At 46.1% G+C, this 13,490-nt stretch carries 14 protein-coding genes and 1 tRNA gene; 7 read left to right on the forward strand and 8 right to left on the reverse strand.

Annotated features, from left to right (window positions below):
- Positions 1–279 precede the first annotated feature (279 nt).
- On the forward strand, positions 280–699 hold the full coding sequence (tnpA, locus tag RIM23_RS29285) for an IS200/IS605 family transposase (RefSeq protein WP_446371826.1): 420 nt from the start codon (positions 280–282) through the stop codon (positions 697–699).
- 188 nt (positions 700–887) lie between these two features.
- Here the strand turns inward: tnpA and RIM23_RS29290 are convergent, their stop codons facing one another.
- The 6 genes from RIM23_RS29290 to RIM23_RS29315 form a co-directional block, all read right to left on the reverse strand.
- Complete coding sequence (locus RIM23_RS29290; protein WP_446371828.1) at positions 888–1,238, reverse strand: hypothetical protein; 351 nt, start codon at positions 1,236–1,238, stop codon at positions 888–890.
- Positions 1,210–2,427: an AAA-like domain-containing protein gene (locus RIM23_RS29295; RefSeq protein WP_446371830.1), complete on the reverse strand. Its 1,218-nt coding sequence runs from the start codon at positions 2,425–2,427 to the stop codon at positions 1,210–1,212. Before RIM23_RS29295 ends, RIM23_RS29290 begins: the two co-directional genes overlap by 29 nt.
- Before the next feature lie 406 nt (positions 2,428–2,833).
- Positions 2,834–3,157, reverse strand: coding sequence for a hypothetical protein (locus tag RIM23_RS29300; RefSeq protein WP_446371832.1), 324 nt, complete (start codon positions 3,155–3,157; stop codon positions 2,834–2,836).
- Entirely contained in the window at positions 3,151–3,402 is a 252-nt protein-coding gene (locus tag RIM23_RS29305; protein WP_446371834.1) for a hypothetical protein, read from the reverse strand. Before RIM23_RS29305 ends, RIM23_RS29300 begins: the two co-directional genes overlap by 7 nt.
- A gap of 275 nt (positions 3,403–3,677) precedes the next feature.
- Positions 3,678–5,045 carry a DICT sensory domain-containing protein gene (locus tag RIM23_RS29310; RefSeq protein ID WP_446371836.1) on the reverse strand — a complete coding sequence of 456 codons (1,368 nt, stop codon included), beginning with the start codon at positions 5,043–5,045 and terminating at the stop codon, positions 3,678–3,680.
- 176 nt (positions 5,046–5,221) lie between these two features.
- Positions 5,222–6,727, reverse strand: a complete 1,506-nt coding sequence (locus RIM23_RS29315) for a UDP-N-acetylmuramoyl-L-alanyl-D-glutamate--2,6-diaminopimelate ligase (protein WP_446371838.1) — start codon at positions 6,725–6,727, stop codon at positions 5,222–5,224.
- 142 nt (positions 6,728–6,869) lie between these two features.
- On the opposite strand from RIM23_RS29315, the gene RIM23_RS29320 reads away from it, so the two are divergent.
- Entirely contained in the window at positions 6,870–7,088 is a 219-nt protein-coding gene (locus RIM23_RS29320) for a hypothetical protein (protein WP_446371840.1), read from the forward strand.
- Here the strand turns inward: RIM23_RS29320 and RIM23_RS29325 are convergent.
- Both RIM23_RS29325 and RIM23_RS29330 read right to left on the reverse strand, forming a co-directional pair.
- The gene (locus tag RIM23_RS29325) at positions 7,071–7,334 is read right to left on the reverse strand and encodes a glutaredoxin family protein (protein ID WP_446371842.1); all 264 of its coding nucleotides are present in this window, start codon (positions 7,332–7,334) and stop codon (positions 7,071–7,073) included. The genes RIM23_RS29320 and RIM23_RS29325 overlap by 18 nt on opposite strands.
- 154 nt (positions 7,335–7,488) lie before the next feature.
- A tRNA-Arg gene (locus RIM23_RS29330) sits at positions 7,489–7,562 on the reverse strand.
- A gap of 458 nt (positions 7,563–8,020) precedes the next feature.
- Here RIM23_RS29330 and RIM23_RS29335 point away from each other — a divergent pair.
- The 5 genes from RIM23_RS29335 to RIM23_RS29355 all read left to right on the forward strand — a co-directional run bounded on the left by RIM23_RS29335 (position 8,021) and on the right by RIM23_RS29355 (position 13,333).
- On the forward strand, positions 8,021–8,680 hold the full coding sequence (locus tag RIM23_RS29335) for an Npun_F0813 family protein (RefSeq protein WP_446371844.1): 660 nt from the start codon (positions 8,021–8,023) through the stop codon (positions 8,678–8,680).
- 129 nt (positions 8,681–8,809) lie between these two features.
- The gene (locus RIM23_RS29340; protein ID WP_446371846.1) at positions 8,810–9,850 is read left to right on the forward strand and encodes a hypothetical protein; all 1,041 of its coding nucleotides are present in this window, start codon (positions 8,810–8,812) and stop codon (positions 9,848–9,850) included.
- A gap of 8 nt (positions 9,851–9,858) precedes the next feature.
- Complete coding sequence (locus RIM23_RS29345; protein WP_446371848.1) at positions 9,859–10,905, forward strand: hypothetical protein; 1,047 nt, start codon at positions 9,859–9,861, stop codon at positions 10,903–10,905.
- A gap of 200 nt (positions 10,906–11,105) precedes the next feature.
- Entirely contained in the window at positions 11,106–12,200 is a 1,095-nt protein-coding gene (gene bchI, locus RIM23_RS29350; RefSeq protein WP_446371850.1) for a magnesium chelatase ATPase subunit I, read from the forward strand.
- 338 nt (positions 12,201–12,538) lie between these two features.
- Positions 12,539–13,333: an ABC transporter ATP-binding protein gene (locus RIM23_RS29355; protein ID WP_446371852.1), complete on the forward strand. Its 795-nt coding sequence runs from the start codon at positions 12,539–12,541 to the stop codon at positions 13,331–13,333.
- The last annotated feature ends 157 nt before the right edge of the window (positions 13,334–13,490 follow it).

The raw sequence follows: 13,490 nt of genomic DNA on the forward strand, positions 1-13,490 counted from the left end.
CCCGTTAAAACGGGTTGAAAGCCTTACTCACTGACAGGCTTCCGGTTTTGTGCTGACGCGATCGCTCTCAGATATTAGCCCACAGAGAAATAAGGTATAATCTCGATTAGGCACAACACTATTCAAAATAATCACGCAGCTTGTAAATGTTTGAACCCGTTTTAACGGGTTTAAGCTTTGAGCTGGAAATTTATTTCCTAGCTCACTTCCTAGCTCACTTCCTATCTCACCGATTTCCCAGCTCAATTTGATCACCTGACTCCTGCTGCGGTAAAAATAATGTCCTTATGGCGCACCTACTACCACCTTATTTGGGCAACAGAATCTCGTCAACCTCTGATTACTCCAGAGCGAGAATCTGAATTATACCGTTATATTATTGGCAAGGCTGATGGGATTGGCTGTATTCTCCATGGGATTGGAGGTATGGCGGATCATATTCATCTGGTGGTTTCAATTCCTCCAAAGTTATCCGTTGCCGATTTTGTCAAGGCGATTAAAGGGAGTAGTGCGTATCATTTGAATCATCTGCCATCGGCTTCTTCTTTGGCGTTTAGTTGGCAACACGGATATGGGGTGTTTACCTTGGGAGGTAAACAATTGGAAGAGGCGAAGGCTTATGTGCTAAACCAGAAGGCGCACCATTTAAATGGCACGGCAATTCCCGCGTTGGAACGGGATTTTGAGGTGAATAAGTGACTGATTGCTCCTGGAAATAAGTTTCCCTATCAAAGATTGAGCCGGGAAATGAATTTCCGGCTAAAAGCTTAAACCCGTTAAAACTGGTTGGTAGAGGTAATGATTGTGGAGGGTGCGATCGCTCGTTTTATACACCCCATTAATTTGATGACCATTAGGCAAGATATTGGGAATGATGTTTTCAGTTTTTAACTGGCAATTTTTGCTAACTCTTCTTTAACCCAATCCTGATTAAATATAGATTGATAAATTAAATTTTGAACCGTCAACTTACCATTACGATTAACCACCAAACCTGATAAACATAATTCTTCCTGCTCAGGACTATCATCAGCTAACATTTCTCCTTTTCGTAAAATTTGCTGATAATAGCGAAGTAATGATTCAGCTCCAATTTTATTACTTTTGAGTATGCGATCGCGAATAGTTCTCAGATGTTCAGGATGATCTTTTTCTTCCCAATTTTCAATAATTTGCGACCTGACTAATTTGTTGATGTCCTGTGCTTCACTACCCGCAGGAATAGTATAGGTAATCATTTGGGTAATCCGACAAAGCTTTTGAGTTAAAAAAGGTTGACCGTTTGTCCATTTCATCGATCAAAATAACAATTGGTTGAGGGATGACAGCTAACAAAAGTTCCCCAATAAACTCACCTAAGCGCTGTACAGACGATAAGGATTCATGCTCATCCCAGCACTGTCGCCAATTGACCCGAGACGCCAATTGTAATTCACTGACTAAACGGTAAGCAATTCCCTTATACCATTGCTGTTCATTTGCCTGACGACCAATGCGAGTCAAATCAACCACCGCGCAGATAATTCCTTCAGCTTCTAACAGTTTCTTCGTTCGCACTCGTAAGCTAGATAGACCCATTTGTCGGGAATTGCAGACGTAACAAAATATCCCTGCTTTCAACGCCTGATAAAGGTCTTGGTCTGCTTTACGCATGACATAACTGGGAGCATCTGGAGGTAAACTTCCGCCAACCTGGTAATATGAGTGAGGTTGTTTGGTAGAGGTTGGAACTAATGATGGTATCGGTAATTGTATCCCAATAATCTCCTCCTGACTACCATTTTCAAGCACTTTGTCAAATTGAGCTGTTGCACCTGCTATGTCACCAAGAACAAAACTTTTCATTGCCTGACTGTAACGCAGTAAGGGTTTAAATCCAAATTCCTCTAACGGTTCTGCATAGGTTTCTACTAATAAAGTTAGGCGCAATACTTCTGCCATATCTCTTTTCTCTCTTTTCACACGTTCACTGAGAACCTCTGCCAATTTTCGCCCTGCTTCAGCAGGCTTCGTATACGCCAACGCTGTCCACTCCTGCGCCTCTCGTAAATCTTGCGTAGCCGGATCATCTTCAGTAAGCTGCTGCGCTACATAATCAATCAAAAATGCACCCAATTCCTCCAATCTTTGTTGCCCAAACTGTTCCTTCAATTCCCTGAGCAACAGATTGCGAACTGGAATATCCATCTCATACATATCATAGCCAACCTGCCGACATAAACGCGACAACAGCACCCGCGCTACCGCCGTCCAAGGTGTTTCCGGGATGAAGGTTGCCCAAATTTGGTAGAGCAAGTCAGGGGTGAGAACTAGAGGAAAGGCGGCGTGACAAGCTAGATTTAGATGGGCTTCCCCAAATTGTTTGGCAAACCCCACAATCCGCTCAACAGCGATTCGCTTTTCTCGTTCTTGGTTCGTTGTTGCCATGATTTTGATTGGGGATTGGGATTGGGAATTGAGGCAGACACAATACTGACTAATAGTATAAGCTAGCTTTAGTAAACTATGATAACCTTGAGTAATAGTGCGTTACGCTTCGCTCTCCTCACGATGGCGGACTGATACAGCTAAAATGGTGGAATAGATTTGATGGTTGTTTTGGGTACACATCAGTGCGCCCCTACGGTTTCTGGACGTAATTCTAATCCCTCAAGTTGGGTGTGCTATGCCATTATAAAGTTGACATGCATCCTAATAATTCAACCCGTTTTAACGGGTTTTAGCTTTAAGCCGGAAATTTATTTCCTGGCTTGATTTAAGGCTTGCTGAGTTCCCGTTTGAGCGGATTTGAACTGGAGGTTCCCAAAATTGATTTTCCGGCTTGATTTACCCCTCATCTATACATTTTATCCCCAACTCCATATCGCCCCCGCAATACGCTAATCGCCGCATTCATCCCCTGACGACTCATCTCAAACATTGGCACAAAATGGGCAATTTCCGCCGCCGTTGTATACAACCAACTCTCATTCGGCATCGGGTTTAACCAAGCTGTATAACGCACCGATTGCTTTAACCGTTCCATCCATTCTTGAGTCTGCTTCACCCGTTCAGCATCAAAATTCCCTCGTGCTGCACCCGCATCGCTGACAATCAAGACTACCGCCCGTTCCCCCACTTCTGCTAATACCTCATCCATTAATTGAGCATTCACCAAGGCGGGATGACGATATAAATACTCATCAACATAATCATGAAAATAAAATACACGAGTTTGTCGCAACCGCCCCCTCGTTGGGCTGTTTCAACTAACTGTCGCGACAACCGATGAAACGGCACCATTGAACCTTCCTGATCAATCATTAACACTAAATCTGTGCGATTAATCCGACGCGGAATTAACACTGGTGTCAGTAAAATCCCTTGACGCCCCATCGTTTCCACTGTCGCCTTAATATCCAATTCTAATGAACAATGGATAATGACCTCTCCTTAAAAGAAAAGGATTGAAATTAAGGATTTTTTTTTAATTTCTTCGTAAACGAAGAGGTCTTAGACCAAATTAATCAATTGCCAATTATCAATTATTAATTATCCATTGATAATTGGATTTCTCAACTTAACCCGTTTTAACGGGTTTTAGCTTTGAGCTGGAAATTGATTTCCCGGCTCTCTATTTATTAAATTTTATATTACTTCAAATACCGCAGTATACCTCATCTTTCCGATTTACCGTACTACCGAACAACAGGTAATAATACTTTAAACGTCGCACCTTTCCCCAGTTGACTCTTTACCGAAATTGAACCCCCACAACGCAATAACAACTGCTGTACAATGGTTAATCCCAAACCCGCTCCCATTTCTTCTCCAGGAATTGGACGTCCCCGATAAAAACTATCAAAAATCTTAGGAATTTCACTCACAGCAATTCCACTTCCTGTATCGGTAAACGCAAGCTGAACATATTCCCCCTGAAGACTCCCTAACACCTTCACTTGACCCCCAGGGGGAGTAAATTTGAGACTGTTGTGTAGTAAATTAATGGTGATTTGCCGTAACCAGGTTTCTCGACAGGAAACACTTGGCAGATCACCTGGGATGGTATAACCGAGTTGAATCCCTTTCTCTTGAGCCAACGGCTGATAGGTACTCACCACACTGGGAAGAATCTGTGCGAGTTCCACAACAGACTTGACTCCAGGTTGGGGTTCGTTGGCTTCAACCAGATCCAGCAATCCCACAATCAACGAATTTTGTCGATCGCATTCACTATTGAGTAGCTGCATATAACGTTGGCGCTGGTTGGGTTTGAGTTGAGGCGACTCCAACAGACTTAGCGCCGTTTTCATATTCGTTAACGGGGTTTTCAGTTCCTGCGCCACTCGCCGCAAGAGTTCGTCTTTATGGCTGAGGTGATGGGTTAATTGGCTGATGGCGCTATTTTGTCCCGATTCAGCCATTGTCCGTGACTGTAAAATTTCCTCCGTTCGCTGTAACTGTTTGATCAACACCTGGGTGATTAATATCTTTTCATCTGTCGCCCGAACTAAGGAAAATGGGTTTTTCCCTCCAGCTAGTAACTCATCGGGTGTACTATCTGTGATCGCAATACTTCCTCGGAGTCTCTGCAAAACCTGATAGATCACTCGTCGCTCAAAGGTACAAATAGTCAGCCATGACTGAGACTGATGAGAACTCTTCCCCTCAGGTGGCTGATATGCCACAATCAGACTGGTCAATTGCTCACAAAGAACTAATAGAAACGACTCCCGTTTAAGCTGGCTTCCGGCGGCGAGCTGAATGGGAAACAGTTGAGCATCCGGGTTCACCGTTGGTTCATCCTGAGTTGCGACAGCATCAGAGGCTTCGCCAAAACAATTACACCAATAGAGGGTTTGAGGAATACCTATCTGTTGTCGATACCGCAACAGTTCCTCCCGCCACCGGGCGACAGATGGAGACTTAACCCAGATCGTAGCCGGGATTTTTTCCTCAATCAGTACATCAACCATGGCTCCAACTAAGGTTTTGAGTCCCACTGGACTGATTGAGAGTGACTGAGGAGTTGTCAAATTATCGAGAGCTAGCTGGTAAAGGGACAAATCCAGTGTAGGTAGTGAGTTTATCAGAGAGGAAAGTTTTGACCCTTCACTTGGCGTATGGCATAATTTTGACCCAACGCGATCCTCGAGGGAACTTGGTTTTAAGGAATGTAGGGGCGGGTTTCACTACTATCGCTTCCTTTGACCCAGAGGTAAGTAAACCCGCCCTGAGTGAGCTAACTAAATCGACCTAAGAGAGCCTCTCGCGCTTGTTCACGGTCATCGAAGTGAATTTTTTCTGTCCCTAATATTTGATAGTCTTCGTGACCTTTCCCAGCAATTAACACCCCATCACCGGGTTGGGCTTGTAAGATCGCCGTGCGAATCGCCGTGGCGCGATCGCTAATCACGATTGGCTCTACAGTAGCCGGAATCCCTTCTAAGATATCTTGGATAATCTTTTCTGGGTCTTCAGTACGAGGATTATCTGACGTCACAACGGCTACATCGGCTAATTCTGCGCCAATTTTCCCCATCTTCGGACGCTTGGTGCGATCGCGATCGCCTCCACAACCAAATACACAAATCATTCTTCCCTGAATAAACGGTCGTGCGGCTTTGAGCAAGTTCTCCAGACTATCCGGCGTATGAGCATAATCGACAATCACGCTAATATCCTGATCCGGTTGAATTTGCACCCGCTCCATCCGCCCGGGTACTCCCGGAAATTGGTTTAAGGCAGTGATCACAATGTCTAGATCTAACCCTAAATTTAACACTGCACCAATGGCAGCCAAAACGTTTGACAAATTATACTGACCCACCAGGGGAGAATTGAACGTCACTTCACCGACTGGCGTGTGCAGCGTTCCCTTAACACCAATCAATTCATAAGTCAAGTCACTCGTATACAAATCTGCCGAGGCATCATGAACACTGTAACTCCAGGTGCGATCGCGTCCAAGTTGTTCAATTAAACGCTTACCGTAGGGATCATCGGCATTAATAATCGCTTTGCCCTGGAGATAATCGGGATTAAATAATAATGCCTTTGCCGCGAAATAATCCTCCATATCGCGGTGAAAATCCAAATGGTCTTGGGTGAGATTGGTAAATACGGCGACATCAAACTCACATCCTAGCACCCGACCTTGTGCCAGGGCATGGGAACTGACTTCCATCACCCCTAACTCGCAACCCGCCGCTACAGCTAGACGTAGCTGCTGTTGCAGTTCTACGGGAAAGGGTGTGGTGTGAACAGCCGTTTGGGAAAATCCCTGCCATCGGGCATAAAGTGTACCAAAAAGGGCAGTGGGACGCAGGGCTTGGGTGAGGAGAAATTCAATCAGATGGGTTGTAGTGGTTTTGCCATTAGTGCCGGTGACGCCAACTAACTGAAGCTGGCGGGTAGGATAGTCGTAGAACGCCGCCGCCGCTTGGGCGCAGGCTATCGTCATGTCAGTAGCACAGATAATGCAGGGAGGTTCAGCATCGGGTTTCGGCTGAGGCGGGTGTTTTTGTGCCGCTTGGGGAGAAATTAAAGCCGCGACAGCACCCCTCGCGATCGCACTTTGCCAAAATTCCCCACCATCTACACGGGTTCCGGGCATACCAATAAACAAATTTCCGGGTTGACAGGCGTGGGAATTAGTACAGATTCCCGTGATTTGGGCGTCAAGTGCTGGATGATTCGGCATTTGCACACTATTAGGAATCGCCCTTAGTAGATCATGTAGCTTCATCTCAATCAACTCCTCACGACGAGAGGGATAGGGGCAAAGAAGAACTTCAGATTAGCACTCCTGTTGCTTAGTAGGATTACGAATGCTCGAAAATCTTCCCAAAGGAACTGGGGAACCTTGAGAGTTTTTTTCTAAAGTATCGTTGCCCATAAACCCTCACCATATTTTAATCACCAGTAGCACCTACGAATACGTGCGCGATCGCTATCAGGCTATGCCCATACAATCACTTAAACTCCCAGGTCCAGAGCAAAAGACGCTGATTTACAGTGTATTGGGACAAAAACCCCAGACCCAACCTCAACCTGGTTTTTACACCCAGTCGGCTGATGTTCTTTCCCGCTTACAAATATTTCTGTAACATTTTCTCCAACTGCGGCACACTCAAGCGGGGTGAAGGGCGAGGGAGAGGTGTTTCTTGACCATTTTTGTGATAACACAGCACTGGCACTTCATATTGATAAGCCTGGAACCAATCATCCCGCTGAGTAATGTCCCGCACCTCTAGCTGAAAATTCAACCCTGGGATTTGTTCGAGCTTTTCTTGTAAACCTTCGCACAGGTGACAACCTGGTTTGCTGTACAAAATTAATGTGTCATTCGTCATGGGTTATTTGTCAACTACCTCTAGAGCCATGAAGACGGGGAAGTTTTGAGTGGGAGCGTTTTGAATTAACACCCAACTCCCGGACATCGTCCGGCTGAGTTTGGCTAATGCTAACATCCGCCTGTGTCTGATCACCTTTTCCCCAATTTCAGAGCGCCCTCGGTAGGACTCGAACCCACGGCCAAAGGATTAGAAATCCCTTGCTCTATCCACCTGAGCTACGAGGGCATAGATTTATAATACAAAAAATAGACACCTAACTGGCAATATTCATCAACCAATCGATCACAATGCCAGTGATCGTGACTTTAGTTCAGGGTAGCAAAAATATAGGATATCGTTGATGTAGCATTGTAACCGACATTGGTTTTTATGTGTGCCAGGTGCTTTTCGGTGATATTTGAGGAAACTAAAGACTCAAGCAGCTTAAGGTCAAGGTAGACTACTATAAACCAACATAGCGGATCAATACTTGTGTCAACTACCCCACCCATACCAAGGGGTATGGAAGAGGTATCTAGTTGAGAAAAACAGATGAGTTGCCAGTTTAGGGAAATAGCGAGAGCGCCAACGAACCGGGCTGTGCTTCTGTGTCACTCGCCCAAGTCCCAAACAAGATAGTTAATTAAATTACAGCCCGTCCTATAGCACCACCCTAGCCCGGTCAGGAGTCATTTGCCAGTGTTATGTTTATTCTCAAAAGGCAGGATGTTGAAATTTCTAGCATTCAGCACCCGAAGCGAGAGCAGCAAATCCCGATTCTCAGTTATCAGGGGCAAACCTTTCGCTTGATTAGCGTGTTTCGCGCTCATCAGGAAGAAGAAGCCCGCTCCTTTTGGCGAGATTTGACGGATAATCAGGGAAAAGCTTGTGTTTTACTAGAAGAACCTGACCGCTTTAGTGTGTGGGGAAAAATCCGTCTGGAGCAATTGGGTACAGAAGGCGGTCCAGATACCAAAATTGTTCCCTATACCCAAGCCTGTCTGCTACTCCTGCAAACGGTTTACCTCGATGTGGAAGATTTGCTCGGAAATAGGCAAGCGGGATTGTTTCAGAAGGATATCACAGAAGTCTTTCAACAATGGCATTTTCCCCAAGCCGATTCGCCAGAAGCCGTGAATCACTTACTGACTGTCGATCCCCTCAACACTCTACAGGTTCCGCCGTGGGAAGAACACCATCTAATCACGCTATTGCAGGAACTCTATCGCTTGGGGAAGGAATACTTTGGCAATGGAAATTTTGCCGAAGGAGTGGGCGATATCTTGCAGGATATGCCACCAACTGAGCAAAGTCAGTTTATGGAGTGGCTCAAATCCTCTCCCCTAGGGAAATTGTGGCGATAATGGATGACGTTGGATAAATAAATGTATCATAGATAGTCCTCAAGATGGCATTTTAGGGCATCAGCCGCTAAGGTTTATAGAATAAGTACTGTGTAATTGCTATTGTTAGGGATCTCAACGTAAAGCATTATGAGCAGCTCAGTAGATAAGTCATCTGGAACTCAATCCCTACTGACCGGTCAGAATATCGTCTATGCAGGAATTGCCTGGGCAGTCGTGTCCATGTTGTTTTTTCTACTGTTTAGCGTCAAAGCACCGGGAGAAGAATATCCCTTTTGGTACTCCTTTAGCACGTATATCCTAGAGTGTTTGCCCTTCTTAGGAGCTGCTTTACTCTGCTATAGAAATTGGCGTAGCCCCCAGATTGCCAGTGGACGCAATGTCTGGCTGGGAATCGGTTTGGGTATGTTTTTTTACTTTATCGCTAACTTGATATTTGGGATATGGGAGCTATATTTTGGTCTTGATCCAGATGTATCTCCCGCCGATTTCTTTTATGTGATTTCTTATATCTGTATTGGTTGGGGCATGATTTTAGCGGTTCTGCCGAGGCGATTAAACTTAGAGTGGAAGCAATGGCTAACGGTAGGATTAATCGCCGCTTTGGGTATTGCCTTGGCAGTTTGGGTTTTATTAGCTCCTCCTGTAGCGGTAGAGTCAGAGGCTGAAACTTCTATCTGGCTGACAACTGAGCAAGCAACAGAAACACCATCTTCCCTATTGGTTGCTTCTACCGTACCACAGGTTGCACTTAGCCCAACTGAACTAGCTGTAACGCCTCCAGCTGAGGCTCCAGAAGCAGCAAACTTGCCCAGTTGGGTAATTTCCCTGGACAAAGCACTAAGTCCCCTCTCTAGAACGTTGAATTTTGTCTACATCGTTTTCGATGTCTTCCTACTCATCATTGCCTCAACACTTTTGTTAGCATTTTGGGGGGGGCGCTTTGCCCAATCATGGCGCATGATTGCAGCGGCAACGTTTTCCCTCTACATTGCGGATATGGGGTTTAAAGTTTATGATGCTCTGGCTAAGGCTCGTGGTCAGGAATATGAAAGTGGAGGTCTCCTGGATGTCTTCTTTATATTTAGTGCCGTACTTTTTGCCATAGGCGCTGCCCTGGAATATGACGTATCAAGTCGTTCTCGCCGCAGTTCACGTCGGCGAACTTAAAATTAGCTATGAGTCCCAGAAAACTAACTGAAACCGACAAAAAAGATATTTTGAACTTGTATCGACGGCCCGAAGAGACCACCTCAACCCTGGCTGATCGTTATGGTGTAAGTAATTCAACGATTAGCCGCCTGCTCAAAAGCAGTTTGTTAGAGTCAGACTATGAAACACTCATCCAGCAAAAGCGAGCCAATCGCACGCCAGGGACGGGGACATCAGCGGCGAAGCCAAAACCCAAGCTATTGGAACGGATTGAACCTAAATCATTTTCGGTTACTCCCTCTCCCCAACCCTCGATAGAATCAGAAGACGAAGAATCAGAAGATGAATCGTCAGTATCTGAGTATCCAAATCAACGTCGGCGGCGCAGGCGTTCTTCTGTCGTCGATCAATTGGATACAGAGTCCAAGGCAAAACAAGGTGAGTTGCTTCTGGACTTTAATCGCACAGAAGCTCAAAGGGATACAGAAGACTCAGAAGACCTGATCGAAGAGATAGAGCAGGTAGAAACCAACCCCTTAGAGAAGTTGCTGGATGATGAAGACTTAATGGATTTAGATGAGGATTTAGATGAAGATTTAATGGATTTAGATGAGGATTTAGATGAAGATTTAATGGATTTAGATGAGGATTTAGATGAGGATTTAGATGAGGATTGGGACGAAGACGAGGAAGATATTGCTACTCCAGAACCTCTGACCACGACTTATGTTCCCAGTGGTGTAAATATTCAGGTCTTACCCCTTTCGGAAGCTTCTTTTCCGAAACCCTGTTATTTAGTGATAGACCGGGCAGCCGAGTTAATTGCGCGACCTCTGCGAGAATTTAGTGACTTGGGACGTATTCCGGCTGAGGAAGTCCAGCAACAAACTTTGCCAGTTTTTGATAATCATCGGGTGGCACGACGTTTTTCCAACCGTTCCCAGCGCGTGATCAAAGTTCCTGATGGGCAAATGTTACAGAAAACCTGTTCTTATCTACAAGCCAAAGGAATTACCCGCCTTTTGATTGATGGTCAGGTTTATTCCTTATTGGCAGCACCGTTGCTGGAATAGGGACAGATGCAAGCCATTCGTCATTTTTCATTTGTTGATTGGGAGACAGGGAAATTATACCGGGCTACCCCAACAAGGGCGGGTTGAGTTCAGTTAGAGGTGTCTCCAAAACGTTCTCAGTAAAACCCGCCCCTACAAATTGGCTCCTCTGTGGCACAATAAAAGGCGTGATTTAGAAGATCGGTTATCAGGTAATCAAAGTGAGTCTGACTGCCCAAGCCCCTAAGACTGCTCGCCGCGTCGTTTTTCCGTTCACTGCCATTGTGGGTCAGGAAGAAATGAAGCTGGCTCTCCTGCTGAATGTCATTGACCCCAAAATTGGTGGGGTGATGATTATGGGCGATCGCGGTACGGGTAAGTCCACCACCATTCGGGCGTTGGCTGACTTGTTGCCGGACATTGAGGTGGTTGCCGACGATCCCTTCAATAGCGATCCCAACGAACCCGACTGGATGAATAGTAATGGAGGATTACAATCTGCTCCAACCGTTAAGAAAAAAGTACCGATGGTTGATCTGCCTTTAGGGGCAACTGAAGACCGAGTGTGCGGCACGATTGATATTGAAAAGGCATTAGCCGAAGGGGTGAAAGCCTTTGAACCCGGACTGTTAGCCAAAGCCAATCGCGGAATCCTCTATGTGGATGAAGTTAATTTACTTGACGATCACCTAGTTGATGTGCTATTGGACTCGGCTGCCAGTGGGTGGAATACAGTCGAACGAGAAGGCATTTCTATTCGCCATCCGGCTCGTTTTGTGCTAGTGGGTTCTGGCAACCCAGAAGAAGGAGAACTGCGTCCGCAACTACTTGATCGCTTTGGCATGCACGCGGAAATCCGCACCGTCAAAGAGCCAGCCCTGCGGGTCAAAATTGTGGAGGAACGGGCGGCGTTTGACAAAAATCCATTGGATTACATCAAAGAACACCAGGCGTCCCAAGAGACTTTGCAGCAGCAAATCGTCAGCGCCCAGACACAACTGCCCCACGTTGAAATGGACTATGACATGCGGGTGAATATTTCTGAGGTTTGCTCAGAATTGGATGTCGATGGATTGCGAGGGGATATTGTCTCCAACCGTGCTGCCAAAGCTCTGGCTGCTTTTGAAGGGCGCACGGAAGTCACAGTCGATGATATTCGTCGAGTGATTACGTTATGCTTGCGTCACCGCTTGCGGAAAGACCCCTTGGAGTCGATTGACTCAGGCTATAAGGTGCAAAAAGCCTTCTGTCGTGTATTTGGGTTGGAGGCAGAATCAGAAGCGGATTCAGCTATGGTAGCGAGTGGTTCTCGTTAATGAACTCCCTACCCATCCCCACCGTCTCGTGCGGTGGGGATGGATAGGGAGAAAATCTACTGTAGGGGCGGGTTTAGATGCTTTCCTTAGAGGAAATACCGATAACATTTCAACAAAACCCGCCCTTACTCAAAATGCAGATGTGTTTCTTCTCATGTAGCACCATCCTGCGCTAAGACAGTAGGAACGAGGTTAATCATGATCGCGATCGCTAATTGTAAGTAGTCGGACAAAATTAAAACTGTTCGACTGGTAGGAATCACCGCACTTCTCTGGTGGTGAGGATGTTAACCCAGACTCCCGCGAATAGCTTGAAACGGCTTTCACCCTCCCAATTCATGCGAAATCCCACTAAAGAACCACTGATTGAACTAAAGGGAGTCTCCAAGTCCTTTGGGGGTAACGTCATCCTGGATAATGTTGATCTGACCATTTATCAGGGTGAAGCCTTAGGTATCATTGGACCGTCTGGAACGGGTAAGTCTACAATTCTACGCATGGTGGCGGGTCTAATGCCACTGGATGGGGGTGAAATCTATGTGCAAGGACAAAAGCGTTCTGGTTTAATTGAAGATGCCAAAGACCCCATAGGCATCGGTATGGTGTTTCAGCAGTCCGCTCTGTTTGACTCGCTCACCGTGCGGGAAAATGTGGGGTTTTTCCTCTACCAGCATTCTAAACTGTCTGAGGAGCGGATTCGGGAATTGGTGGATGAAAAGCTAGAGATGGTGGGGTTACCCGGAATTGGTGATCAGTATCCGGCTGAACTCTCAGGCGGGATGCGTCGGCGGGTGAGTTTTGCCCGGGCGATTATGACCAACCCCGATAATCCTCAAGATAACCCAGAAATCTTACTCTACGATGAACCTACTGCAGGACTTGACCCCATCGCTTCTACTGTGATTGAGGATTTAGTCCGTCAACTTCAATGTGCTCAAGGCGGATGTAAGACTCATGTTATGGTAACTCACCAAGAGAGTACCATTCGCAATACCACAGACCGAGTTGTTTTTCTCTACAAAGGCAAGGTACAGTGGCAAGGTCATATCAGCGAGATTGATACAACCGATAATCCTCTGGTGCGACAATTTTTTAGTGCCAGTACTAGCGGACCGATTCAGGTGGTTGGTTAGGGTGACATCCTCCTAAACCGTAATCTTGATTCGGTGTAGGCTTCCAAGCCTCACGACTTAGCTTTCCTGCTTGTTCCCTTACGGGGTTTCGCCACTTGCCTAGACGAAGTTCCCTTCGTCCCCAGTAGACCGACTTCACAGGCAGTTTCCATTCCTG

It is taken from the genome of Coleofasciculus sp. G3-WIS-01 (assembly GCF_040223135.1).
Taxonomy (GTDB): Bacteria; Cyanobacteriota; Cyanobacteriia; order Cyanobacteriales; family Coleofasciculaceae; genus Coleofasciculus.